We start from the raw sequence: 24,852 nt of genomic DNA on the forward strand, positions 1-24,852 counted from the left end.
AAAGGTTATGCCGCGACTTGCACGATGCCGTCGACCACCCGGCTGGTGAAGCTGGCGACGGAACGGCTGTCGTCTTCCAGACAGTGGCCGTCGTACAAGCGGAAATGCTGTTTCTTCAGCGGGCTGGCGACCCACAGCTCGCCCTGATGTTCGGCGATGAGGCCGCGCGACAGCACGCTGGCCTGGGCGAACGGGTCGATATTGCTGATGGCGAACACCTGCTCGTCGGCATAGGGACGGAACACTGCCACCTGCCGATCGCCGATCAGGGCGCACACGCCGGTGCCGGGCAGAATGTCGGCGACGGGACAAACGGTAATCCACTGGCTCATGCGTGGCTCTCCTCGGTATCGATCAGGGTGACGGGAATGCGCTCGTCAGGGCGTGCCGGGCGGTGCTGGTCGCGTTCGGCCACCACCTGCACATTCGGATCGCGCAGCGGGCTGTTGATGAAGTGGGAGAAGCGCAGCTGCGTTTCCGGATGCTCGACGGTCTCTTTCCACTCGCAAATCACCGCATCGCGCAGGCGGGCGATTTCCGCTTCCAACTGGTCGTTGATACCGAGCTTGTCGTCGATGATCACCTTGCGCAGGTAATCGATGCCGCCTTCCAGGCTCTCCAGCCACACCGAGGTGCGCTGCAGTTTATCGGCGGTGCGGATATAGAACATCATGAAGCGGTCGAGGTAGCGCACTAGCGTCTCGCGATCGAGGTCGGCGGCCAGCAGGTCGGCGTGGCGCGGTTTCATGCCGCCGTTGCCGCAGACGTACAGGTTCCAGCCGTTCTCGGTGGCGATGATACCGACGTCCTTGCCCTGCGCCTCGGCGCATTCACGGGTACAGCCCGAGACGCCGAACTTCATTTTGTGCGGGGTGCGGATGCCTTTGTAGCGATGTTCCAGCGTGACGCCGAAGCCGACGCTGTCGCCGACGCCATAGCGGCACCAGGTGCTGCCGACGCAGGTTTTCGCCATGCGCAGCGCCTTGGCATACGCGTGGCCGGTTTCAAAACCGGCGGCGAGCAGCTTGCGCCAGATGGCCGGCAGATCGTCTTTCTGCGCGCCGAACATGCCGATGCGCTGCGAGCCGGTCATTTTGGTATAGAGGTTGTATTCCTTGGCGATCTGGCCGATGGCCAGCAGGCCGTCCGGGGTGATTTCGCCGCCGGCGGAGCGTGGGATCACCGAATAGGTGCCGTCTTTCTGGATATTGCCGAGGAAGTTGTCGTTGGTATCCTGCAGCGGCGTATGCTGCGGCTTGAGGATGTATTCGTTCCAGCAAGAAGCCAGCAGCGAGCCGACGGTGGGTTTACACACTTCGCAGCCGTAGCCTTTGCCGTATTTGGCCAGCAGCGCCTCGAACGACTTGATGCCTTCGACGCGGATCAGGTGGAACAGCTCCTGGCGCGAGTAGGCGAAGTGTTCACACAGGTGATGGTTGACCTCGATGCCTTGCTTGCTCAGCTCGGCGTTCAGCACCTGGGTGAGCAGCGGGATGCAGCCGCCGCAGCCGGTGCCGGCCTTGGTTTCAGCCTTCAGCGCCGCTACGGTGTGGCAGCCTTTGTTGACCGCCTGGATGATGTCACCTTTGCTGACGTCGAAGCAGGAGCAGATCTGCGCGCTTTCCGGCAGCGAATCCACGCCGATGGCCGGTTTGCTGCCCGCATGGGCCGGCAGGATCAGGCCGTCCGGGTTTTCCGGCAGTTCGATGCCGTTCAACGCCAGCTGCAGCAGGTTGCCATAATCGCTGGTGTCGCCCACCAGCACCGCGCCGAGCAGGGTTTTGTTGTCGGCGCTGACCACGATGCGTTTGTAGACTTCTTTGCTTTCATCCAGATAAACGTAGCTGCGGGCGCCCTCGGTGCGGCCGTGGGCATCGCCGATGCCGCCGACGTCTACGCCCAGCAGCTTCAGCTTGGCGCTCATGTCGGCGCCCTGGAAGCCGTTTTCGCGGCCCAGCAGGTGATCGACGGCCACCTGCGCCATTTTGTACCCCGGCGCCACCAGGCCGAAGGTGCGATCGCGCCAGGCGGCGCACTCACCGATGGCGTACACGTCCGGATCCGACGTCTGGCAGCTGTCGTTGATGGCGATGCCGCCGCGGCGGCCAATCTCCAGCCCGCACTGACGCGCTAGCTTATCCTGGGCGCGGATGCCGGTGGAGAACACGATGAAATCCACTTCCAGCAGGCTACCGTCGGCGAAATGCATGGTTTTGCGCGCCGTGCCGCCGCCGTTGACGATCTCCTGGGTATTTTTGCCGGTGTGTACCTTGACGCCCATGCGCTCGATCTTGCGGCGCAGCTGGTCACCACCCATCGGGTCGAGCTGTTCGGCCATCAGCACCGGAGCGAACTCGATCACGTGCGTTTCCACCCCCAGGCTTTTCAGCGCGCCGGCGGCTTCCAGCCCCAACAGTCCGCCGCCGACTACCGCACCGCGTTTGCTGCGGCGCGCGCAGGCTTCGATGGCGTTCAGGTCTTCGATGGTGCGGTAAACGAAGCAGTCCTGGCTATCCGAGCCTTTAATCGGCGGGATCCACGGATAGGAGCCGGTGGCCATGATCAGCTTGTCGTAATAGACGGTGCGGCCGGTGTTGGAGTGGATCACCTTCTCGTCGCGATTGATGGTGATGGCGCGCTCGCCGACCAGCACCTTCACGCCGTGTTTTTCGTAAAAGCCTTCGCGCACCAGCGACAGCTCTTCGGCGGTGTGGTGCGAGAAGTAGGAGGAAAGGTGCACGCGATCGTAAGCGATGCGTGGCTCTTCGCAAAATACGGTGATTTCGAATTGGTCTTTGTCTGCTTTATCCAACAGATCTTCGATGAACCGGTGGCCGACCATGCCATTGCCGACGACGGCAAGTTTGACTCTGCTCATTATTGCCTCAAAATTCTGGTTTCCTAGGCTTACCTTATCTCTCCCGATGGGCAATTTATTGATGCAAATCAATCACACCCTTATATACCTCTAACGTGGTATATGGATGATTTTTCACGTTTTTTGATAAGTTGCGGATTTTATTCACCTTTAGCTGAAGCGAGTCAGTTTGCATGCAAATTACCCCGCAGGGAGTAAACGCAGGGGGTAGGCAGGCAACGGCGACTTTGTCAGCGCGATCCGCTGCCAGTATGATGAAGAAAACCAGCGCAACGGCAGAGGTGAAGGGTGGCGAAACGTCCATTGAAGTTTATCGACAACCTGCGTTTAAGCGGGCATGAAGGGTTGTGGCAACTGGCGATCGAACAGGGGCGCATCGCGCATCTGGTGCCGCAGCCGGAAGGGCAGGAGTGGCGCAGCGACGTGTTGGATGCGCAGGGCGGACTGGCGTTGCCGGCGTTCGTCGAACCGCATATTCACCTGGATACCACGCAAACCGCCGGTCAGCCGGCCTGGAACCAGTCCGGCACGCTGTTCGAGGGCATTGAGCGCTGGGCCGAACGTAAAGCGTTGCTGACCCATGAAGACGTCAAACAGCGCGCCTGGCAAACGCTCAAGTGGCAGATCGCCAACGGCGTGCAGTATGTGCGCACCCACGTCGACGTTTCCGATCCCACGCTGACCGCGCTGCGTGCCATGCTGGAGGTGAAGCAGGAGGTGGCGCCCTGGGTGACGCTGCAGATCGTCGCCTTCCCGCAGGAGGGGATCCTTTCCTATCCTAACGGCGAAGCGCTGCTTGAAGAGGCGCTGCGGCTGGGGGCCGACGTGGTGGGTGCCATTCCGCACTTCGAATTCACCCGCGAATACGGCGTGGAGTCGCTGCATAAGGCGTTCGCGCTGGCGCAAAAATACGATCGGCTGGTGGACGTGCACTGCGATGAAATCGACGACGAGCAGTCGCGCTTCGTTGAGACCGTGGCGGCGCTGGCGCTAAAGCTGGAGATGGGGGCGAAAGTCACAGCCAGCCACACCACGGCGATGCACTCTTACAACGGCGCTTACGCCTCGCGGCTGTTCCGCCTGCTGAAAATGTCCGGCATCAACTTCGTCGCCAACCCGCTGGTGAACATTCACCTGCAGGGGCGTTTCGACAGCTACCCGAAACGGCGCGGCGTGACGCGGGTGAAGGAGATGCTGGAGGCAGAGATCAACGTCTGCTTCGGCCATGACGACGTGTTCGATCCCTGGTACCCGCTCGGCACCGCCAATATGCTGCAGGTGCTGCATATGGGGCTGCACGTGTGCCAGCTGATGGGCTATGGCCAGATCGATGATGGGCTGAAGCTGATCACCCACCACAGCGCGCGCACCCTTAACCTGAGCGACTACGGCCTGGCGGCCGGCAACAGCGCCAACCTGGTGATCCTGCCGGCGGAAAGCGGCTTCGACGCGGTGCGCCGCCAGACGCCAGTGCGTTATTCTATTCGCCAAGGGGCGGTGATCGCCGAAACGCGGCCGGCGGAAACCACGCTGCATCTGCAGCAGGATGAGACGGTGGATTTTCGGCGCTAAGGTGCAAAAAAAGGGCGCCTTGCGGGCGCCCTTGATGTATTTGATGCGAAGACGTTAGTGCGTCACGTGACCGTGGCTGCGGTGCTTGGTCACGAAGCCCAGCAGCAGACACATCACGAACACCGCCAGGTACAGGCCGTTGGCGGTGGTCAGCGCTGCGTGAGCGCCGCCTTTCGCCACGATCGGGCCGGTGACCACGAAGGTCAGCATGGTGCCGATGGTGCCGCAGGTCAGGATAAAGTTGACCAGCTTCGGCGAGGAGACCTTGGTCTGCAGCGAGCCGAGGGTGATCAGCGTGGTGTAGATGGCGCTGGAAACGAAGCCCAGGGCCATGATGTAGTAGCCCAGGTGCTCCGGGTTGTCGGTGCTGACGAACAGGTACATCGCGCCGGTAGCCAGTGCGGCCAGCACGGTAACGATGCGCTGCAGATCGAAGAAGCGCAGGATGAAGCTGAACACCCACATGCCGACCATGTAAGAGGTCCAGAAGTCGCTCACCAGCTTACCGGCCTGGCCGATGTCCATGTTGAACGACTTGGTGGCGTACTCAGGCACCCACTGAATGAAGCCCAGCTGGCCGAGGATGTAGCACAGCGCGGCGATCGACAGGAACAGCACGCCGATGCCCCACTTTTCTTTCGCGACCGGCTGACCTGCGTCGGCGCCTTTCTTGCCCAGCACCGGGAATTCGGAGCACAGGGTCAGCACGAAGATCCCCACGTACAGCAGGCCGATGCAGGCATAAACCCAGTACCAGCCGATGTGGCGGGCCAGCAGCATTGCGGCGACGATCGGGAAGATCATTCCGGCCATGCTGAAGAAGGAGTCGGTGAACAACAGGCGCGAACCGCGCTGGCGGCCGGCATACATGTGGGTGATCAGGAAGGTGCCGATCGACATGGTGATACCGCTAACCACGCCGAGGATAAACATGCACAGCGAGAACATGGTCAGGCTCTTGCCGAGCATCAGCCCTGCGACCGCCAGCACCATCAGGACAAAGCCGAAGATCAGCTGACGCTTCAGCGGGATGATTTCCATCAGCCAGGCATTGAGGAAGATCGAAATCAAAATACCGGCGTTGAGGAAAGTAAAGGTGTTACTCATGCTGGAAACCGGCAGGTTAAAGTACTCTGCAATGTTTCCCATCACCATCCCTGTGACGATCACTAAAGCACCGGTCAGCGCGTACGAAAAGAAGCTGATCCAGGTAAGCCGTATGCGGTTACTGTCATTCATTGTATAGGCCTGAATATGTCTGTTAGAGGTTTTAAAGCTGGCATAAGGCCGCTGGCTTTTCCTGGCAAACGCAGAAAAAAGTCCCGATCAGGCCACCAGGGGGCGGATCCTAGCACAGACAACGGGATTTTTTGTGATGGCTGTCGATTTTTTGATGTAACCCATGAAGCGGTGATACGCATTATTGTGATCTATTTGCGCACCGTCACAATGGAATCACGGTTGACGATCGTCGGCTCAAACCGGTGCGCCGGGGTGGCGGGGTCGATCAGCCTGCGCGCCGCGTATTGGGCCATTTCGCTGATGGGAAAGTGGACGCTGCTCAACGCCGGGCGCACGAAAGGCGCGCGTTCGCCGCTGTCATAACAGATCAAGGAGATATCCTGCGGCACCCGCAGGCGGTGCTCGTTGATCGCCAGCAGCGCGCCGATCGCCATTTCTTCGTTGCAGCAGTAGATGGCGCTGGGCCGTGTGGCTTGCTGCAGCAGCCGATCGGCGCAGCGGTAACCGCTTTCCAGATCGTAAACGCCCTCCAGACAGGCCACCGGCTTGATGTTCGCCGCCTGCATCGCCTCTTCAAACCCCTGCAGCCGCAGGCGGCTCGATGGGCGCTCGCGCGGGCCGCTGATGCAGGCGATACGCCGATGCCCGGCGTCGAGCAGCTGTTGCGTCGCCATGCGGCTGGCGAGCGGGTGATCGAAGGTGACGCAGCGGGCTTCCAGCCCCGGCACCAGACGATCGAGCAACACGAAATCACGTTGTTCCGCCGCCAACTGGCGCAGCCGATCGTCGCTGAGAAAACGCACGTGCAGGATCACGCCGTCGCAGCGCAGGCTAAACAGGCGCTGTACCGCCTGCCATTCGTTTTCGGCGCTGTTGCGGCCCTGGGTCACCAGCAGCTGTTTGCCGTGGGATTCGGCCTCGGTCTGCACGAAGTCCATCAGCGCGCCGAAGAAGCCGCCGCGGTACGACGTGGTGACCAGCCCGAGGGTATTGCTGTGGCTGGAGGCGAGCGCGCGGGCCGCCGGGTTGGGGGTGTAACCGAGCTGGGCGACGGCGCGTTCAACCTTCTCGCGGGTCGGCGCCTTGACGTTGCTGTCGCCGTTCACCACGCGCGATACGGTGGCGCGCGAAACGCCCGCCAGCGCTGCGACATCTTCCAGTGTCACCATCGTCCCACTCCTGAATTACGGCTAAATAAAGGGGTTCGGCGTGCCGAACCCTTGTCTGGCTGCGCTGCGCCGCTTACCTGAACTGCGGCAAATACGGTGCGTTTATCGTCAATACCTCTTCCAGCAACGGCTGCGCCAGATTGGCGTTGCCTACCAGCGGGTTGGCGATCAGTGCCAGCAACCCGCTGCGGCGATCGCCGTGCGCCGCGGCTTCGATGGTTAGACGTTCGTAGGCTTTCACCTGCTGCGTCAGGGCCTGCATCGGCTCCGGCAGCGGGCCGAAGGTCAGCGGGTGTGCGCCCTGAGCATCGACGATACAGTTGATTTCTATCACAGCATCGTCCGGCAGGCCATGGATTGCGCCGCGGTTTGCGGTGTTGACCACTAATTGCGTGCCGAGATTATTATGGATAGCACGAATCAGCTCCAGCGCAACTTCGGAATAGAAAGAACCGCCGCGGAAGCTGAGCTGCTCCGGTTTCGTGTTTAACTGCGGATCGGCATACAGCTCGAACAGCTCTTTCTCCACCTGCATCACCTGCTCGGCGCGGGTGCCGCGCTCGCCGGCGGCGGCCATCTCTTCCGCCAGCATCTCGCGGGTCTGGTAAAAATAGCGGTGGTAGGGGCAGGGGATCGCACCGAGCGCGCGCAGGAAGTCCGGCTGCCAGGGCTCTTCCTTGATGTTATTCATGGTCAGCGCCGCACCGTCGCACAGCATGTCGATCACCTTGGCGGTGACGTCGCGCCCCAGGTGCGTGACCCGATGCACCCAGACCATGTGGTTGAGGCCGGCGAACTGCAGCTGTACGTCGGCGTAAGGTGCCTGCAGCATGTTGGCGATCATGTGATGCATGCTGATCGGCACGTTGCACAGGCCGATGATCTTCGCTTTGGTAAAGCGAGACACCGCCTCGGTGACGATGCCGGCCGGGTTGGTGAAGTTGATGATCCAGGCGTCCGGCGCCAGCTTTTCCACCCGGCGAGCGATATCCAGCATCACCGGGATGGTGCGCAGCGCCTTGGCGAAGCCGCCGACGCCGGTGGTTTCCTGGCCGAGCAGCTGGTATTTCAGACCCAGCCGTTCATCGGCGGCGCGCGCCGGCAGTTGCCCGACGCGAAACTGGGTCAGCACGAAAGCGGCGCCGCGGATGGCGTCGTCCAGCGCGAAGTGCACGCTGACCTTCACCTGCTCCAGCCCGTGGCGCGCCAGCATGCGGCGGGTCAGGGCAGCGATGGTTTCCACTTTTTGCCGGCCCGGTTCGACGTCCACCAGTGCCAGTTCGGTGACCGGCAGCTCCTCGATGCGCTGGATCAGCCCATCGACCAGTTCGGGAGTGTAGCTGCTGCCGCCGCCGATCACGGCGATTTTGAGCGTGCTCATGGGCGGCCCTCCGTCTGCGACTGCCGGCGATAGAGCTCGATCATGTCATCGGCCAGATCCTGGATCACCATGGCGTTCATCAGATGGTCCTGCGCATGCACGGTGATCAGGTTGATCGCCAGCTTGCCGCAGCCTTCGTCCAGGCCGATCAGCTCGGTCTGGATCAGGTGCGCCTTCTTCACCCACTCTTTGGATTCGACCATGTGCTTGGCCGCGGCGGCGAAGTCGCCGGCACGCGCTTGCCGCAGCGCCATCAACGCATTGCTGCGCGCGCTGCCGGAGAACACCAGCAGTTCCATGATGGTGCTTTCAAACTCGGGGCTGACTTCAGTCATCAATTCACTCACGTCATTTCTCCAGGGGTTGCGCGGCGACGCCGCCGTGGGATGCTTCAGTATCCGTTCTTTTTATAATGAGAGCGCTCTCATTTAAATAGAGTAACGACAATGCGTGTGCAAACTGGGAGGCAGATCGCAAAAACCGCCCCAGGGTGGCGCGGGGCAAAAAATGCGTGATGCGGTTGGCAAAAAAGCCTTCTGCGCCCATACTTTTCGCAGCAAAATTCAGGGCCGCCTAGGATATGTCCCGTAATTGGGTAAATATAGGTAAATGGCTGGCACTTGCCGATACAGCTCTTTAGAATCAAAGCGCTTTTCCGTTGTTTGTCTCTCAGAGAAAGGACCCGTTAATGTTCAAACGTACTTTAGTGACCTTCGTCGCGCTGTGTTCCCTGACCGCAGTGGCGCCAGCCGCACTCGCCGCCGGTGAGACCCACGTCATGCTGACGACCTCGGCGGGGAATATCGAGTTGGCGCTCGACAGCCAGAAGGCACCGGTTTCCAGCCAGAACTTCGTCGACTACGTGAACAGCGGGTACTACAACAACACCATCTTCCACCGCGTGATCCCGGGCTTTATGATCCAGGGCGGCGGTTTCACCGCTGACATGCAGCAAAAATCCACCAAAGCGCCGATCAAGAACGAAGCCGACAACGGCTTGCGCAACCTGCGCGGCACCATCTCGATGGCGCGCACCGCCGATAAAGACAGCGCCACCAGCCAGTTCTTCCTGAACGTGGCGGATAACGCCTTCCTGGATCACGGCCAGCGCGACTTCGGTTACGCGGTGTTTGGCAAAGTGGTGAAAGGCATGGACGTGGTGGACAAAATTGCCCAGGTGCCGACCGGCAACGTCGGCCCTTACCAGAATGTGCCGACCAAACCGGTGGTGATTCTGTCGGCCAAGGTACTGCCGTAAGTTTTTTGGCCGATCCCGCCGGGGTCGGCCGCTCCTTCCTCCCGAAGCCTTGCCTTCATCACTGTTTTCTCCTGCGCCCCATGCTCTAATCGGCAGACAATAATCAGACCGGAAATCCGGCGTTCGCCCTTTGTTGTCTCTGGATGAGTTGCTGCCATGTATGAATTTAACCAGGTGCTGTTGCTGCTGCAGCAGATGTGCGTCTATCTCGTTATCGCCTATCTGCTGAGCAAAACCCCGCTGTTCATCCCGCTGATGCAGGTGACCATTCGCCTGCCGCACAAGCTGCTGTGCTACGTGATCTTCTCGGTGTTCTGCATCATGGGCACCTATTTCGGGCTGCACATTCAGGATTCGATCGCCAACACCCGTGCGATAGGCGCGGTCCTGGGCGGTCTGCTGGGCGGGCCGTCGGTGGGCTTTCTGGTCGGGCTGACCGGCGGCCTGCACCGGTATACGCTCGGCGGCATGACCGACGTGGCCTGCGCGATCTCCACGGTGTCGGAAGGCCTGGTCGGCGGCATCGTACACAGCATCGCCATGCGCCGGGGGCGCATCGAGCTGCTGTTCAATCCGCTGTTCGTCGGCGGTGTGGCGCTGGTGGCGGAAGTGCTGCAGATGGCGATCATCCTGGCGGTGGCGCGCCCCTACGACGAAGCGTTGCAGCTGGTGGAGCATATCGCGCTGCCGATGATGATCGCCAATACCGTCGGCGCGGCGATGTTCATGCAAATCCTGCTGGATAGGCGCGCGATGTTCGAAAAATACACCAGCGCCTTCTCTTCCAAGGCGCTGAAGATCGCCGAGCGCACCGAGGGCATCCTGCGGCAGGGGTTCGATCAGGAGAACAGCATGAAGGTCGCCCGGGTGATCTATCAGGAGCTGGGCATCGGCGCGGTGGCGATCACCGATCGCGACAAGCTGCTGGCCTTTATCGGCATCGGCGACGATCACCACCTGCCGGGCACGCCGATCGCCTCGGTGCATTCGCATCGCGCCATCGACAACAACGAGGTGGTGTACGCCGACGGCAATCAGCTCTCTTACTGCTGCTCGATCAATCCGGCCTGCAAGCTGGGATCGACGCTGGTGATCCCGCTGCGCGGCGAAAACCAGCGGGTGATCGGCACCATCAAACTGTACGAGCCGAAAAGCCAGCTGTTCAGCACCATCAACCGTACGCTGGGCGAAGGCATCGCCAGCCTGCTGTCGGCGCAGATCATGGCCGGACAGTACGAGCGCCACAAGCAGCTGCTGGCGCAGTCGGAGATCAAGCTGCTGCATGCGCAGGTCAATCCGCATTTCCTGTTCAATGCCCTGAACACCCTGGTGGCGGTGATCCGCCGCGATGGCGAGCGCGCCTGCGATCTGGTGCAGTCCCTCTCGACCTTCTTTCGTAAAAACCTCAAACGCTCGGATGACGAAGTCAGCCTGGCGGACGAGATTGAACACGTGAACGCCTACCTGCAGATCGAGAAAGCGCGCTTCGCCGATCGGCTGGAGATCGCGGTATCGCTGCCGGAGGCGCTGTTGGCGGTGCGGCTGCCGGCGTTCTCGCTGCAGCCGATCGTCGAAAACGCCATCAAGCATGGCACCTCGCATCTGTTGGGCGTGGGCCGCATCGAAATCGGCGCCTGCTGCGAGGGCGAGCATCTGCTGCTGCAGGTGACGGACAACGCCGGGCTGTTCCAGCCGAAACCGAACTGCAGCGGGCTGGGGATGAATCTGGTGGATAAACGCATTCGCGTGCGCTACGGCGAAGGCTATGGCGTGCAGGTGGATTGCCGGCCGGACGCCTACACCCGCATTACGCTCAATGTCCCCATGGAGAGGGCCGCCTGATGTTAAACGCACTGATTGTTGACGATGAACCTTCCGCGCGCGACAACCTGCGCCATCTGCTGGAGGCCGAGGCGGAGATCGCGATTATCGGCGAATGCGCCAACGCCATCGAAGCCATCAGCCAGATCCACCGGCTGCAGCCGGACGTGGTGTTTCTCGATATCCAGATGCCGCGCATCAGCGGGCTGGAAATGGTCGGCATGCTGGATCCCAACCGCATGCCGCACATCGTGTTTCTGACCGCCTACGACGAATACGCAGTGCAGGCGTTCGAGGAACATGCCTTCGACTATCTGCTGAAGCCGGCGGAGCCGAAGCGGCTGAGCAAGACGCTGCAACGCCTGCGGCAGCGCAGTGCGCCGCAGGACGTGGCGGCGCTGGAAGAGAGCGCCGGTTACCTGAAATATATCCCCTGTACCGGCCACAGCCGCATCTATCTGCTGCGGTTTGACGAAGTGCTGGCGATCCGTTCCAAACTGAGTGGGGTCTTCGTGGTGCGCAGCGACGGCATGGAGTGTTTCACCGAGCTGACGCTGCGCACGCTGGAAAGCCGTACGCCGCTGGTGCGCTGCCATCGGCAGTATCTGGTCAACCTGGAGCAGGTGCGCGAGATCCGCTTCGAAGAGGGCGGCGCAGCGGAGATGATCATGTCGGCCGGCGATCCGGTGCCGGTCAGCCGGCGCTATTTGAAGGCGCTGAAAGAGCAACTGGGGCTGCGGGGGTGACTATGCCGGCGGCCACCGGCGGCGAGTATGCACGATGGCCAATACGATGACGCGCTGAGCAACCCATTCATAGACCAGCAGATAGGACGGGGAGATGACCAGCTCGCGCGTGCCGGCTATCCGACCCGTTTTCCCGCTGGCGGGATGATGCACGAGGCGTGCCGCCGCGTCAGCGATTTTTGCATCATTTTCTGCGGCGGCGGCCGGATTTTTAAGTTCCAACCATTCATAAATCGCCAGACGATCGGCGATGGCGGGTTCCGTCCATGTCAGTTTCACAAAAGTCCTTTTGTGTTTTATTGCGTTGATTTCGCTCTGCGTTCGGCGAAATAAGCGGCCACCTCTTCATCGTCGGCGAACTTGCCTTCACGCAACGCCTTGCGGCTCACCTCGACCTTTTCCTTCAACCACTGGTCGTACTCTTTCTGCTGCGCCTGGCGGCTGACAAACTCGCGCATGAAATCTCGCAGCAGTTGCGAAGCCGTGCGATCGGCGGCCTTTGCCGCGCTGGCGAAAGCAGTTTTTAACTCTTCATCCACGCGAATTACCACGGTAGATTCAGACATGGTATTTACCTCGTATATACAGCGTAATGGTCACTATAGCACTGGTGCTTTATTGTTCAAACAAAGACGCTCTGACGCTAAGCGCAATCTGAATTCATCAGGCTCCGACGGTACCCATTTTGTTTGTCCTTGACGGGGTTACGCGGCGCTTATAGCTTTATTGCATCAACAGGCGCGTTTCGCGCCGCGTCAGCGTCAAAGGAACAGAAAATGAGTGAACCACGGATTATCGCCAAAGCGATGAAAGACGGAAAACCGGAGCAGGATCTGGTGATTTTGCCGGCGTTGGCCAACCGCCACGGGCTGATCACTGGGGCAACCGGCACCGGCAAGACGGTGACGCTGCAGAAAATGGCCGAACAGTTCTCGCGCATCGGCGTGCCGGTGTTCCTGTCCGACGTGAAGGGAGATCTGTCCGGCATCGGCGCCGAGGGCGTGCCTTCCGAGAAACTGCAGGCGCGCCTGGCGGCGATCGGCGTCACCGACTGGCAGCCGCAGGCCTGCACCATTATCCCGTGGGATATATACGGCGAAAAGGGCCATCCGATCCGCGCCACGATTTCCGATCTCGGGCCGCTGTTGCTGGGGCGCCTGTTGGATCTGAACGAGGTGCAAAGCGGCGTGCTGCAGCTGGTGTTCAAGATCGCCGATGACAATGCGCTGCTGTTGCTGGACATGAAGGACCTGCGCGCCATGGTGCAGTTCGTCGGCGACAACGCCAAACAATTCCAGACCCAGTACGGCAATATCTCTGCCGCGTCGATCGGCGCCATCCAGCGTGGGTTGCTGACGCTGGAAGAGCAGGGCGCCAACCAGTTCTTCGGCGAGCCGATGCTGGACATCAACGATCTGATGAAAACCGACGCCAACGGTCACGGCGTGATCAACCTGCTGGCGGCGGACAAGCTGATCAATCAGCCGAAGCTGTATTCGGTGTTCCTGCTGTGGCTGCTGGCCGAGCTGTTTGAGCACCTGCCGGAAGTGGGCGACCCTGAACAGCCGAAGCTGGTGTTCTTCTTCGATGAGGCGCACCTGCTGTTCAACGATGCGCCGGCGGCGCTGTTGACCAAGATCGAACAGGTGGTGCGCCTGATCCGCTCCAAAGGCGTCGGCATTTACTTCGTCACCCAGAACCCGCTGGACATTCCGGACAGCGTGCTGGGCCAGCTGGGCAACCGCGTACAGCATGCGCTGCGCGCCTTTACCCCGCGCGATCAGAAGGCGGTGAAGACGGCGGCGCAAACCCTGCGCGCCAATCCGGCCTTCGATGCCGAAACGGCGATCACCGAGCTGGGCGTGGGCGAAGCGCTGGTGTCATTCCTCGATGAGAAGGGCCGGCCGAACGTGGTGGAGCGGGCGATGGTGATCGCGCCGGAATCCAAAATGGGCATGCTCGGTGCAGAAGGGCTGAACAGCGCGATCAACAAGTCGCCGCTGTATGGCCGCTATGAGGATATGATCGATCGCGAATCCGCCTACGAGAAGCTGTCGTCGGGCGGTTTCGCCACCGTCGGCACCCCGCAGCAGGGGCAGCAACCGCAGGCGCAACAGCAACAACAGCAGGCGGGCGGCGGCCTGATGGACGGCCTGAACGAGCTGCTGTTCGGTTCCACCGGCCCGCGCGGCGGCAAGCGCGACGGCATCGTCCAGACCGCAGCCAAGAGCATGGCGCGCGATCTCGGCCGCCAGATCCTGCGCGGCGTGCTGGGGTCGATCACCGGCGGCCGTAAAAAGTAAGCGGAAATTATCGTCGGCAGCGGCGGGTTAAATCAGTACACTGTGGCGGCATTTTTCTCTGCAGGACCTAACATGCTGCTGCTGATCGATAACTACGACTCCTTTACCTATAACCTTTACCAGTACTTCTGCGAATTGGGCGCCGAGGTGCTGGTGAAGCGCAACGATGAGCTGCAGCTGGCCGATATCGAGCGGCTGGCGCCGCAGCATCTGGTGATTTCCCCTGGCCCCTGTACCCCGAACGAAGCGGGTATCTCGCTGGCCGCCATTCGTCATTTCGCCGGCAAGCTGCCGATCCTCGGCGTGTGCCTGGGGCACCAGGCGCTGGGGCAGGCGTTCGGCGCCGAGGTGGTGCGCGCCCGCGCGGTGATGCACGGCAAAACCTCGGCGATTCGTCACCTGGGCGTCGGCGTGTTTCGTGGCCTGAGCGATCCGCTGACCGTGACCCGCTATCACTCGCTGGTGCTGAAAGCCGATACGCTGCCGGACTGTTTTGAAGTGACCGCCTGGAGCGAGCGCGACGGCGTGCGCGACGAGATCATGGGCATCCGCCACCGCACTTTGGCGCTGGAAGGCGTGCAGTTCCATCCGGAAAGCGTGCTCAGCGAGCAGGGCCACCAGCTGCTGGATAATTTCCTCAAGCGTTAATTCCGGTGCGTTTTTTTCGCCCGCCAGGCGTTTTGCGTTTGCGCTTGATTGGTTTTTTATGCATATTTCGTGATTATGTTTTCAATCTGACATTACGATAGCGCTGAAAAACTTTCAGGGTGGAGCCGAAAATGACTGAAAAATCCGCAGTGAGCCGCAGTACCTTTGACCAAGTGATCCTGCCTGTTTATGCGCCTGCCCAGTTTGTGCCGGTGCGCGGCCAAGGCAGCCGGGTCTGGGATCAGCAGGGAAAAGAGTACATCGATTTTTCCGGCGGCATCGCGGTGACGGCGCTGGGGCACTGCCATCCGGCGCTGGTCGAGGCGCTCAAACGCCAGGGCGAAACCCTGTGGCATACCAGCAACGTCTTCACCAATGAGCCCGCGCTGCGCCTGGCAAGCAAACTGATCGACGCTACCTTCGCCGATCGGGTGTTCTTCGCCAACTCCGGCGCTGAGGCCAACGAGGCGGCGTTCAAACTGGCGCGTCATTACGCCATCACCCGCCACAGCCCGTACAAAACCAAAATCATCGCTTTCTATAACGCGTTTCACGGCCGCACGCTGTTCACCGTGTCGGTGGGCGGACAGGCCAAATACTCCGACGGGTTCGGGCCGAAGCCGGCCGACATCGTGCACGTGCCGTTCAACGATTTGGCGGCGGTGAAGGCGGTGATGGACGACCACACCTGCGCGGTGGTGATGGAGCCGATTCAGGGCGAGGGCGGTATTACGCCGGTCGACGCCGGCTTCCTCAAAGGCGTGCGCGAGCTGTGCGACCAACATCAGGCGCTGCTGGTGTTCGACGAAGTGCAAAGCGGCATGGGGCGCAGCGGCAAACTGTTCGCCTATATGCATTATGGCGTGACGCCGGACATTCTCACCACCGCCAAGGCGCTGGGCGGCGGTTTCCCGGTCAGCGCCATGCTGACCACCGAAGACATTGCGTCGGTGATGCAGGTGGGCACCCACGGCACCACTTACGGCGGCAACCCGCTGGCCTGCGCGGTGGCGGAGGCGGCGCTGGACGTGATCAATACGCCGGAGGTGCTGAGCGGCATTCAGCAGCGTCATGCGCTGTATGTGCAGGCTTTGCAGCATATCGGCGATAAATACGGTATTTTCACTGCGATTCGCGGCATGGGGCTGCTGATTGGCGCCGAGCTGACGCCGCATTATCACGGCAGGGCGCGCGACTTCCTCACCGCCGCCGCCGCGCGTGGGTTGATGATCCTCAATGCCGGGCCGAACGTGATCCGCTTCGCGCCGTCGCTGGTGGTGGAGCTGCAGGATATCGAGGCCGGCATGGCGCTGTTCGAGCTGGCGGTGCAGGATGTGATCAACGCCTGAAGCCCGCGCGGCATATAACGGGGCGCGGCATGCCGCGCCCTTATTGATCGCGCAGTTTGCGCTTGAGCCAGATGCCGTGGTGCGGGCGCTGGCGCCAGGCCAGCGACGAAATGGTGTGCATCACGCTCAGGTGCGACAAAATGCGCCGCAGATGGCGCTCCATCTCGGTAACGGGCATGTCCGGATGCAGATCCGGCGGCTGCATGATGCCGCTGCTCGGGCCGTCGTATTCCAACCGCTGCTGGCAGCTTTGCAGCGCGATTTCACAGGTCTGCAGATACTCTTCCGCCAGTTTCGGCGTCAGCATGTAGTGCTCGCGTGCCAGAATGGTCATGGCGTTCAGGTGTTCGACGATGAACTGGCTGTGAGTGACCCACAGCCGCATGTCCGCCAGATAGTTTGACGCGAACCCCGGCTCTTGCATCGCCTGATTGAGCGAGGTGAACAGCGCGTTGTGTGCCTGGTTGACCTGCATGCGGGTATAGGCCAACGCGGTGGCGTCCGGTTCCGGTTGCTTCAGCATCAGCCGCAGCGCGGCTTGATCGTTCTCCAGCGCCTGATGGGCATTCTTGCGCAGCAGCCCGCTTTGCCACTGCGGCCACAGCCAAATGGTGCCGCCGAACGCCAGCACGCAGCCGATCAGCGTATCGATCAGGCGCGGTACCAGAAAATGCGAGCCGTTCAGCGCCAGCAGCTGCAGGGTGTAAACCGCCGTGACCGTAAAGCCAATCACCGACAGCCCGTAGTTCTTGCGCGAAACCAGGTAGGCCAGCAGCGTGATCACCAGCATGATGCTCAGCGTTTCTCCTTCCGGCAACTGCAGCTGCAGCAGCCCGGCTGCCAGCAATAGCCCGGCAATCGTGCCCAGCGCACGGTGCTGAATACGCACCCGGGTGGCGTTATACCCGTTTTGGCTCACCAGCATGATGGTGAGCAGGATCCAGTAAGGCTTCGGCAGGTTGAATACCGCACCCAGGCTGCTGCCGACCGCCAGCGTTACGCCCAGCCGCGCGGCGTTGCGCAGGGCGGTGGATTTGAACGACAGATAGCTGACCAGCGCCGGCCAAAACGGCAGGCGGTGCTGGCCGGGCATCAGGTCGCGGCGGTACAGCGGATGCTGGGTGCGCAGCAGGCGGGCGATGCGGCTGAAGTGGTAATAACAAAACTGGCCGACCGGATTATCGGGATGCTGCGCCGCCATTTTTTCCAGCGCCGCCAGCTCGTGGGTCATGGAGAAGCGCTTCGAATGTTGATGATAGAGAATATCGTGCGCCACCACGCGCAGCCGGCCGGCGATCACCTGAGCATTGCGGCGAATGATCGCTTCGGCCTGGCTCTGCTCCACCAGTTTTTGCACCTCTTCCGGCAGATGCAGGCTGACGGTGATGTGCTCCTGCAGGTCCATCGCCACCTGAAAGGCGCGCTGCAGGCGCTTTTGCTCGAGATTGTTGGCGTGCGGCAGGAAATTAAGCTGTTGGTACAACAGGCTGATCAGGTCCATCACCTTTTGCTGGCGCACCAGCAGCGGCGGCAGCGCGGTCTGCGGATCGGTGTGCTGGGTCAGCAGCGAGTATTTGGCTTCGAAATAGTCCGCCAGTTCCAGGTAGAGCTGGCTCAGCGTCTCGCGCATCGGCTGCTCTTTCCACAGCTTGAACCAGAACCAGGTGAATAAGCCATACCAGGCGGTGCCGATCGCGTACAGCAGCGGCGCCTGCCAGATAGGCACCGTGCCGGCCGTGCTGAGGGCGAAGATGGCGGCCACCAGCGCCGCCGGCAACAGCCGGGCGTGCAGCGGGCTGATTTCGCCGGTGACGCCGAGCAGCAGCGCCAGGCCCAGCATCAGCGCCGGCAGCGGCACGTGCCACAGCAGGGCCTGTTGCAGCAGCACGCTGCTGAAGGCGAACAGCGAACCGCCGACGATCAGTCGTTTAAAGAAGCGCTTATGCGGCGTATCCAGTCCGGCGATATTGCAGCAGGCGGGCACGAGGGAGAACATCAGGCCGAGCTGCAGCTGGCCTATCAGCAGGCCGAACAGCACCGGCAGGCACAACACCAGCGTTTGTCGCAGTGCGTAGTTGATTTCCGGGTGGTAGATCAGGCGGCGCCACATGGCAGAGAGCAGACAAAAAAACGGCGCAGACTGCGCCGTTTTTTCAGGGATTAACGGGTGCCGTAGACGACAATGGTTTTGCCGTGGGCGGAAATCAGGTTTTGATCTTCCAGCATTTTCAGAATACGGCCAACGGTTTCACGCGAGCAGCCGACGATCTGGCCGATCTCCTGACGGGTGATCTTGATCTGCATGCCGTCCGGGTGAGTCATGGCGTCGGGTTGCTTCGCCAGATTCAGCAGGGTTTGCGCGATGCGGCCGGTAACGTCCAGGAAGGCGAGGTTGCCCACTTTTTCGGAGGTGACCTGCAGGCGGCTCGCCATTTGGGCGGACAGACGCATCAGGATGTCCGGGTTCACCTGGATCAGCTGGCGGAATTTCTTGTAGGAAATTTCGGCCACTTCACAGGCGGTTTTCGCGCGAACCCAGGCGCTGCGCTCCTGGCCTTCTTCGAACAATCCGAGCTCGCCGATGAAATCCCCCTGGTTGAGGTAGGACAGGATCATCTCTTTACCTTCTTCATCCTTGATCAGCACCGCGACGGAGCCTTTCACGATGTAGTAAAGCGTTTCGGCCTTTTCACCTTGGTGAATCAGCGTACTCTTCGATGGATATTTGTGGATATGGCAATGAGACAGGAACCATTCGAGAGTAGGGTCTGTTTGCGGTTTGCCGAGAACCATTCGCTGTTATCCTCTGTTGTTATCGCTGCCTTGTGTCACAGGGGTCAGAGTTCCCTGTAAAACCCGCCTGTAGCCGCAGTCATGAGCGAGGGCTACCGGCAAGTTTTGAGGCGTGTCATAAAAATACGCTGTCGCTCTAGCATATTAACTTGCCGTAAGCGCTGCAAGCTACATTCTGTTAACATACCGGTAAAGGAGCCTTTCTCTGGGCGTTTCCCTGAAATTCAGTGTCCCGGAAAGATTTATTGCGGCTCTGTTTGTAGCACAGAGTAAGGCGGGTGTCTCGTGTTGTCTCGCTTCAGCATGATTAGCATCAGGTTACGTTGCCTGTTTCTATGCGAAAGCGTACTCTGATTTTAAGAAATCAACCGGAGTGACCAGAATGCAGGCAAGAGTTAAATGGGTGGAAGGGTTAACGTTTTTGGGTGAATCGGCCTCCGGCCACCAGGTGCTGATGGACGGCAACGCCGGTGATAAAGCGCCCAGCCCAATGGAGATGGTGCTGATGTCGGTGGGCGGCTGCAGCGCGATCGACGTGGTGTCCATCCTGCAAAAAGGGCGCAACGACGTGCGCGACTGTGAGGTGAAGCTGACCTCCGAGCGCCGCGAAGAAGCCCCGCGGTTGTTCACCCATATCAACCTGCACTTCATCGTTACCGGCCAGGACCTGACCGACAAGATCGTCGAGCGTGCGGTGAACCTGTCGGCGGAGAAATACTGCTCGGTGGCGCTGATGCTCAACAAGGCCGCCACGGTGACCCACAGCTTCGAGATCCGCCAACCGGCGTAATCGAGACGGAGCGCGGCCCGGCGCCGCGCTCAACGCATTTATTCGATCTTCTTGCCTTCCAGCAATCGCTGCACCAGCGGCGCCATGATCAGCTCCATCGCCAGCCCCATCTTGCCACCCGGCACCACTAACGTATTGATGTGCGAGATAAACGAGCCCTGCAGCATCGCCAGCAAATAGGGGAAATCAATTTGATCCAGCCCGCGGAAGTGGATCACCACGAAGCTTTCGTCCAGTGAGGGAATCGCCTTGGCGGCGAACGGGTTGGAGGTGTCCACCGTCGGCACGCGCTGGAAGTTGATGTGGGTGCGCGAGAACTGCGGCGTGATGTAGTTGATGTAATCTTCCATCGAACGCACCACCGAATCCATCACCGCTTCGCGAGAGTGGCCGCGCTCGCCGGTATCGCGGATCAGTTTCTGAATCCACTCCAGGTTGACGATCGGCACTACGCCGACCAGCAGATCGACGTGCTTGGCCACGTCGTGGTGATCGGTGACCACGCCGCCGTGCAGCCCCTCGTAGAACAGCACGTCGGTCGGCGCCGGCAGCGGTTCCCACGGGGTGAAGGTACCCGGCACCTGATTGTAGGGCACCGCTTCGTCGTAGGTGTGAAGATACTTGCGCGAGCGCCCGGTGCCGTTCTTGCCATAGTCGATAAAGCTCTGCTGCAGCAGGCCGAAGTCGTTGGCCTCGGGGCCGAAATAGCTGATGTGTCTGCCCAGATCGCGCGCCTTGCGGATCGCCGCGTCCATTTCCGGCCGGGTGTAGCGATGGAAGCTGTCGCCCTCCAGCTCGGCGGCGCGGATGTTGAGCTGTTGGAAGATCTTACGGAACGCCACGCTGGTGGTGGTGGTGCCGGCGCCGCTGGAACCGGTCACCGCGATAACGGGATGTTTGGCAGACATGATGATTGTCACTCCGTGTTGAATGCGCCGGCGTCAGGGGATTATTGTGGCTCTTGTTGACGCTCTCTATCTCAGGAAAAAATGGCGCGCGCTGGTTTGCAATGCCCCATTGTTACCTGATTTTTTCCGTCAGTCATAGAACCGAGCGCCACTAAATTTCTTCCTGCCCGGCGCGGAACTGGCCGCGCGGCATGATGTTGACGCTCTCGTGCAGTTCCGACCACACCAGCACCACTTCGCCGTTTTTCAGCTGGCGACGCACGTCCTCCACCTTCTGTTCCAGCGAGCGTTCGTGTTCGCCGTAATCGGTGCCTTCGCGCAGTACAAAGGATTCGATCAGGCTGTTCAGGGTGTCGGTTGCCAGTTCTTGCCAGGGAATGATCACGTCGGGATGTCCAGATAAGGGGAAAGCCAGGCCGGAATGCGATGTTCCAGCCACATGTGCGGTTTTTTCAGCGTGCCGCCGACGAAGCCGACGTGGCCGCCGTACTCGGTCAGTTGATATTCGATATTGCGCGGCAGGCCGGCGACGTCGGGGATCACCTCATGGGTCATGAAGGGATCGTCCTTCGCATGGATGATCAGCAGCGGCGTCTGAATAGCCGGCAACAGCGGCAGGGCGCTGCAGCGGCGATAGTAGTCGATAGCGTCGCTAAAGCCGTGAATGCGCGAGGTAATGGCGTCGTCGAATTCGCGGATGCGCCGCAACCCGTTCAGCTGTGACAGCTTGAGCGGCAGAGTGTCCGGGTAGTGCAACAGCTTGCGGGTGGCGTTTTGTTTCAGCTGCCCCAGCAGGTAGCGCTGATAAACGCGGGAGAAGCCTTGCTCCATGCGGTAGGCACAGGGCTCCAGCATCAGCGGCGCCGAGACCACCACCGCCGCCTGCAGCAGGCTGTCGGTGCCTTGCTGCGCCAGATAGCAGGCCAGCATGTTGCCGCCGAGCGAAACGCCTACCGCCGCGGTTGGCACCTCGCCGTAGCGCTCGCGCAGCCAGCGCAGGAAGAAGCGTGCATCTTCGGTTTCACCGGAGTGGTAGATGCGCTGCTTGCGGTTGGGCACGCCGCTGCAGCCGCGAAAGTGCATCACCACGCCGAGCCAGCCACGCTCACGCCAGGCGTTGAGCAGGCCATGTGCGTAGGGGCTGTAGAAGCTGCCTTCCAGGCCGTGGAACAGCACCGCGCGCGGTTTGTCGCGCGCCTGCGCTGGATCTTCGCTCCAGGCGAGATCGACGAAATCGCCGTCGGGCAATTCCAGCCGTTGCCAATGCGGTTTCAATAACACGCGGCGGCGCACCAACCGCGGCAACAGCGTTTGCAGGTGCGGGTTACTGGCCCCGGTCAGAGGGCGAAAGGTGTTAGGCATAGGCTGAGTAAAAATGTTGTGGGCGGCTATTGTGAGATCCCTAGCGCACTGTTAGCTTCAATACCAAGAACTAACAATGATACTGCAAAAAAGCGCCTTGGGTGAGGAGCACCCGTGCCATGGAACCGAGTTTATTCCTTTCGATGCTGGGCTTCCTGTGGGTCGCCGCCATCACGCCTGGCCCCAATAACCTGCTGTTGACTACCTCCGGCGCTAACTTCGGCTTTATGCGATCGCTGTGGCTGATGGTCGGTATCATGCTCGGCATGCAAAGCATTTTGCTGCTGGTGGCCTTCGGCGTCGGCAGCCTGATCCTGGTCTACCCGTCGCTGCACCTGATCCTGAAAATCCTCGGCAGTCTGTACCTGCTGTGGCTGGCGTGGAAAGTCGCCACCGCCGCCTATGAAAAGCTGGAAACCGACGTGGCGCCGCCGCAGCCGGTGCGGCTGTATCAGGGCTGGCTGCTGCAGTTCCTCAACCCGAAAGCCTGGCTGATGGCGCTGGGGGCGGTGGCCAGCTTCAGCCTGGCGGGCGATAAGTACAACGGATCCATTGCGGCGATCGCGCTGGGCATTTTGGTGGTCAACATTGTCGCCGGCATTATCTGGCTGGCGTTCGGCACCGTGATCGGCCGCCTGCTGCGCAGCAAAAAGGCCTGGGTTATCTTCAACGGTTCCATGGGGTTGTTGACCGCAGCCTGTGTGTTACTGATCTGGCATTAAGGAGCGAACGATGGCGGAAAATTATTATCACGTGGTTGCCTTCACCGGCAAAGGGCTGCGCGGCAACCCGGCCGGGGTTTGCCTGCTGACGCAGCCGCTGCCGGCGGAGCGGCTGCAGGCGATCGCCAACGAGATCGGCCTGCCGGAAACCAGCTTTGTCTGGGATGACGGCGACATGACCGCTATCCGCTGGTTTACCCCGGAACGCGAGGTCGACCTTTGCGGCCACGGCACCCTGGCGGCGGCGCATGTGATGTTCAGCGCGATCAATCCGGCGCTGCAGGATATCCGCTTCCGTTCGGCCGGCGGCGAGCTGTTCGTCAAGCGCGATGCGCAGGACGGGGAACGGCTGGTGCTCGACTTCCCCGCACGGCCGCCGCAGAAGGTGGCTGAACCGGCGGGCCTCGCGGCGCTGCTGGGCGTGCAGCCGCAGGAGGTGTGGCAGGCGAAAGCGCTGATGGTGGTGCTGGAAAACGAGGCGCAGGTGCGCGCGCTGCGCCCGGACATCCCGGCGCTGATCGCGTTGGCCGGGCGTGCGGTAATCGTTACCGCGCCGGGTGACACCGTGGACTTCGTGTCGCGCTATTTCACGCTCGACGGCGGTGAAGATCCGGTCACTGGCTCCGCGCACTGCACGCTGATGCCTTACTGGTCGGCGCGTCTCGGCCGCCATCGGCTGCATGCGCAGCAGGTCTCGGCGCGCGGCGGTGAATTGTTCTGCGAACTGCAAGGGGATCGCACGCTGCTCGGCGGCTATGCTCATGTGTTCCTGCGCGGAAGTATCGCGCTGTAACCCGCGTTTATATTACTAAAGGTAATAAAGAAGACTTTTTTATTCTTTTATCGCTCGCCATCGCTCAGATAAAACTGTCAGCAACTGAACAGATTTTTATCAACGGAGCGGAACATGGCGGGCAAACTCTTTTCCTTACGCAACGCGGCGCTGTTGGCGCTGTCGCTCAGCGCAGCCAGCGCCTACGCGGTGGACGTGACCGTGGCGTACCAGACGTCGGCAGAACCGGCCAAGGTGGCGCAGGCGGAAAACAGCTTCGCCAAACGGTCCGGCGCGACCGTCGACTGGCGTAAGTTCGACAGCGGCTCCAGCGTGCTGCGTGCGTTGGCCTCCGGCGACGTGCAGATCGGCAATATCGGCTCCAGCCCGCTGGCGGTGGCCGCCAGCCAGAAACTCCCCATCGAAGTGTTCCTCATCGCCTCGCAGCTCGGCAGCTCCGAAGCGCTGGTGGTGAAGAATGACATCAAAAGCCCGCAGGATCTGATCGGCAAGCGCATTGCGGTGCCGTTTATCTCCACCACCCATTACAGCCTGCTGGCCTCGCTCAAGCATTGGGGCATCAAGCCTGAGCAGGTGAAAATCCTCAATCTGCAGCCGCCGGCCATCGCCGCCGCCTGGCAGCGCGGCGACATCGACGGCGCCTACGTCTGGGCGCCGGTGGTCAACGAACTGGCCAAACAGGGCAAGGTGTTGACCGACTCCGCGCAGGTGGGCGAATGGGGCTCGCCGACGCTGGACGTGTGGGTGGTGCGCAAAGACTTTGCCGAGAAACATCCCGACGTGGTGACCGCCTTTGCTGCCAGCGCCCTGCAGGCGCAAAAAGCCTACCTGGCGGCGCCGGAACAGTGGCTGAAAGATCCGAACCACCTCAGCACGCTGGCGCGCCTGAGCGGGGTGCCGGAAGCGCAGGTGCCGGAGCTGGTGAAGGGAAACCGTTATCTGCCGGTGGCGGATCAGGTTGCCCAGCTCGGCCAGCCGGTGGACAAGGCGATCCGCGATACCGCCGAATTCCTCAAGCAGCAGGGCAAGATCCCGCAGGTCGACAGCGACTACAGCGCTTACGTGACCGACCGCTTTGTGAAACAGGTGCAGGCTGCGCCGCAGTCGTAAGGAAGCA

At 61.0% G+C, this 24,852-nt stretch carries 24 protein-coding genes; 11 read left to right on the top strand and 13 right to left on the bottom strand.

Annotated elements, in window-relative coordinates:
* Window positions 1-5: 5 nt before the first annotated feature.
* Together nirD and nirB are read right to left on the bottom strand one after the other, a co-directional pair.
* Window positions 6-332, bottom strand: coding sequence for a nitrite reductase small subunit NirD (gene nirD, locus ACJ8HT_RS21840; RefSeq protein ID WP_038878129.1), 327 nt, complete (start codon window positions 330-332; stop codon window positions 6-8).
* Window positions 329-2,878 (bottom strand): nitrite reductase large subunit NirB, encoded by a 2,550-nt coding sequence (gene nirB, locus ACJ8HT_RS21845; RefSeq protein ID WP_197653367.1) that lies wholly within the window; start codon window positions 2,876-2,878, stop codon window positions 329-331. Before nirB ends, nirD begins: the two co-directional genes overlap by 4 nt.
* 303 nt (window positions 2,879-3,181) lie before the next feature.
* Between nirB and ACJ8HT_RS21850 the strand changes: the two genes are divergently transcribed.
* Complete coding sequence (locus tag ACJ8HT_RS21850; protein ID WP_207188402.1) at window positions 3,182-4,450, top strand: cytosine deaminase; 1,269 nt, start codon at window positions 3,182-3,184, stop codon at window positions 4,448-4,450.
* 54 nt (window positions 4,451-4,504) lie between these two features.
* On the opposite strand, the gene tsgA is transcribed toward ACJ8HT_RS21850, so the two are convergent.
* The 4 genes from tsgA to ACJ8HT_RS21870 all read right to left on the bottom strand — a co-directional run bounded on the left by tsgA (window position 4,505) and on the right by ACJ8HT_RS21870 (window position 8,577).
* Window positions 4,505-5,689: an MFS transporter TsgA gene (gene tsgA, locus ACJ8HT_RS21855; RefSeq protein WP_197653368.1), complete on the bottom strand. Its 1,185-nt coding sequence runs from the start codon at window positions 5,687-5,689 to the stop codon at window positions 4,505-4,507.
* A 191-nt stretch (window positions 5,690-5,880) separates the two neighbouring features.
* Window positions 5,881-6,861 (bottom strand): LacI family DNA-binding transcriptional regulator, encoded by a 981-nt coding sequence (locus ACJ8HT_RS21860; RefSeq protein WP_197653369.1) that lies wholly within the window; start codon window positions 6,859-6,861, stop codon window positions 5,881-5,883.
* A 73-nt stretch (window positions 6,862-6,934) separates the two neighbouring features.
* Window positions 6,935-8,242: a 6-phospho-beta-glucosidase gene (locus ACJ8HT_RS21865; RefSeq protein WP_197653370.1), complete on the bottom strand. Its 1,308-nt coding sequence runs from the start codon at window positions 8,240-8,242 to the stop codon at window positions 6,935-6,937.
* A complete protein-coding gene (locus ACJ8HT_RS21870; protein ID WP_060660177.1) occupies window positions 8,239-8,577 on the bottom strand; it encodes a PTS lactose/cellobiose transporter subunit IIA in 339 nt (112 codons plus the stop codon). Before ACJ8HT_RS21870 ends, ACJ8HT_RS21865 begins: the two co-directional genes overlap by 4 nt.
* A gap of 353 nt (window positions 8,578-8,930) precedes the next feature.
* On the opposite strand from ACJ8HT_RS21870, the gene ppiA reads away from it, so the two are divergent.
* From ppiA to btsR, 3 genes are all read left to right on the top strand, one after another.
* Window positions 8,931-9,500 (top strand): peptidylprolyl isomerase A, encoded by a 570-nt coding sequence (gene ppiA, locus ACJ8HT_RS21875; protein ID WP_038878108.1) that lies wholly within the window; start codon window positions 8,931-8,933, stop codon window positions 9,498-9,500.
* 156 nt (window positions 9,501-9,656) lie between these two features.
* A complete protein-coding gene (locus ACJ8HT_RS21880; protein WP_033636285.1) occupies window positions 9,657-11,342 on the top strand; it encodes a sensor histidine kinase in 1,686 nt (561 codons plus the stop codon).
* Entirely contained in the window at window positions 11,342-12,067 is a 726-nt protein-coding gene (btsR, locus tag ACJ8HT_RS21885; protein ID WP_047729698.1) for a two-component system response regulator BtsR, read from the top strand. Before ACJ8HT_RS21880 ends, btsR begins: the two co-directional genes overlap by 1 nt.
* Here the strand turns inward: btsR and ACJ8HT_RS21890 are convergent, their stop codons facing one another.
* Together ACJ8HT_RS21890 and ACJ8HT_RS21895 are read right to left on the bottom strand one after the other, a co-directional pair.
* On the bottom strand, window positions 12,068-12,346 hold the full coding sequence (locus ACJ8HT_RS21890; protein WP_197653371.1) for a type II toxin-antitoxin system mRNA interferase toxin, RelE/StbE family: 279 nt from the start codon (window positions 12,344-12,346) through the stop codon (window positions 12,068-12,070).
* 17 nt (window positions 12,347-12,363) lie between these two features.
* On the bottom strand, window positions 12,364-12,633 hold the full coding sequence (locus ACJ8HT_RS21895; RefSeq protein ID WP_142110622.1) for a hypothetical protein: 270 nt from the start codon (window positions 12,631-12,633) through the stop codon (window positions 12,364-12,366).
* Window positions 12,634-12,843: 210 nt separating this feature from the next.
* On the opposite strand from ACJ8HT_RS21895, the gene ACJ8HT_RS21900 reads away from it, so the two are divergent.
* The 3 genes from ACJ8HT_RS21900 (at window position 12,844) to argD (ending at window position 16,367) form a co-directional block, all read left to right on the top strand.
* On the top strand, window positions 12,844-14,370 hold the full coding sequence (locus tag ACJ8HT_RS21900; protein ID WP_033649312.1) for a helicase HerA-like domain-containing protein: 1,527 nt from the start codon (window positions 12,844-12,846) through the stop codon (window positions 14,368-14,370).
* A 72-nt stretch (window positions 14,371-14,442) separates the two neighbouring features.
* Window positions 14,443-15,018 carry an aminodeoxychorismate synthase component II gene (locus ACJ8HT_RS21905; RefSeq protein ID WP_049198366.1) on the top strand — a complete coding sequence of 192 codons (576 nt, stop codon included), beginning with the start codon at window positions 14,443-14,445 and terminating at the stop codon, window positions 15,016-15,018.
* A 131-nt stretch (window positions 15,019-15,149) separates the two neighbouring features.
* Window positions 15,150-16,367, top strand: a complete 1,218-nt coding sequence (gene argD, locus ACJ8HT_RS21910; protein WP_159318720.1) for a bifunctional acetylornithine/succinyldiaminopimelate transaminase — start codon at window positions 15,150-15,152, stop codon at window positions 16,365-16,367.
* Between the two features lie 40 nt (window positions 16,368-16,407).
* Here the strand turns inward: argD and ACJ8HT_RS21915 are convergent, their stop codons facing one another.
* Together ACJ8HT_RS21915 and crp are read right to left on the bottom strand one after the other, a co-directional pair.
* Window positions 16,408-18,477: a YccS/YhfK family putative transporter gene (locus ACJ8HT_RS21915; RefSeq protein ID WP_197653372.1), complete on the bottom strand. Its 2,070-nt coding sequence runs from the start codon at window positions 18,475-18,477 to the stop codon at window positions 16,408-16,410.
* 50 nt (window positions 18,478-18,527) lie between these two features.
* Entirely contained in the window at window positions 18,528-19,160 is a 633-nt protein-coding gene (gene crp, locus ACJ8HT_RS21920; protein ID WP_004090925.1) for a cAMP-activated global transcriptional regulator CRP, read from the bottom strand.
* A 382-nt stretch (window positions 19,161-19,542) separates the two neighbouring features.
* Here crp and ACJ8HT_RS21925 point away from each other — a divergent pair, with 382 nt between their 5' ends.
* On the top strand, window positions 19,543-19,950 hold the full coding sequence (locus ACJ8HT_RS21925) for an OsmC family protein (protein ID WP_004930372.1): 408 nt from the start codon (window positions 19,543-19,545) through the stop codon (window positions 19,948-19,950).
* Window positions 19,951-19,988: 38 nt separating this feature from the next.
* Here ACJ8HT_RS21925 and ACJ8HT_RS21930 read toward each other — a convergent pair whose 3' ends face one another.
* The 3 genes from ACJ8HT_RS21930 to ACJ8HT_RS21940 form a co-directional block, all read right to left on the bottom strand.
* Window positions 19,989-20,858 carry a phosphoribulokinase gene (locus ACJ8HT_RS21930; RefSeq protein WP_038878085.1) on the bottom strand — a complete coding sequence of 290 codons (870 nt, stop codon included), beginning with the start codon at window positions 20,856-20,858 and terminating at the stop codon, window positions 19,989-19,991.
* A 151-nt stretch (window positions 20,859-21,009) separates the two neighbouring features.
* Window positions 21,010-21,243 carry a YheU family protein gene (locus tag ACJ8HT_RS21935; RefSeq protein WP_004930376.1) on the bottom strand — a complete coding sequence of 78 codons (234 nt, stop codon included), beginning with the start codon at window positions 21,241-21,243 and terminating at the stop codon, window positions 21,010-21,012.
* Window positions 21,240-22,220 (bottom strand): hydrolase, encoded by a 981-nt coding sequence (locus tag ACJ8HT_RS21940; protein WP_197653373.1) that lies wholly within the window; start codon window positions 22,218-22,220, stop codon window positions 21,240-21,242. Before ACJ8HT_RS21940 ends, ACJ8HT_RS21935 begins: the two co-directional genes overlap by 4 nt.
* A 119-nt stretch (window positions 22,221-22,339) precedes the next feature.
* Between ACJ8HT_RS21940 and ACJ8HT_RS21945 the strand changes: the two genes are divergently transcribed.
* The 3 genes from ACJ8HT_RS21945 (at window position 22,340) to tauA (ending at window position 24,845) form a co-directional block, all read left to right on the top strand.
* Window positions 22,340-22,942 (top strand): LysE family translocator, encoded by a 603-nt coding sequence (locus ACJ8HT_RS21945; RefSeq protein ID WP_060424559.1) that lies wholly within the window; start codon window positions 22,340-22,342, stop codon window positions 22,940-22,942.
* A 10-nt stretch (window positions 22,943-22,952) separates the two neighbouring features.
* Window positions 22,953-23,735, top strand: coding sequence for a PhzF family phenazine biosynthesis protein (locus ACJ8HT_RS21950; RefSeq protein WP_197653374.1), 783 nt, complete (start codon window positions 22,953-22,955; stop codon window positions 23,733-23,735).
* A gap of 114 nt (window positions 23,736-23,849) precedes the next feature.
* Window positions 23,850-24,845: a taurine ABC transporter substrate-binding protein gene (tauA, locus tag ACJ8HT_RS21955; protein WP_142110617.1), complete on the top strand. Its 996-nt coding sequence runs from the start codon at window positions 23,850-23,852 to the stop codon at window positions 24,843-24,845.
* The last annotated feature ends 7 nt before the right edge of the window (window positions 24,846-24,852 follow it).

The sequence above is a fragment of the Serratia sp. CY44782 genome (genome assembly GCF_052168715.1).
In the GTDB taxonomy this organism is placed as follows: domain Bacteria; phylum Pseudomonadota; class Gammaproteobacteria; order Enterobacterales; family Enterobacteriaceae; genus Serratia; species Serratia nevei.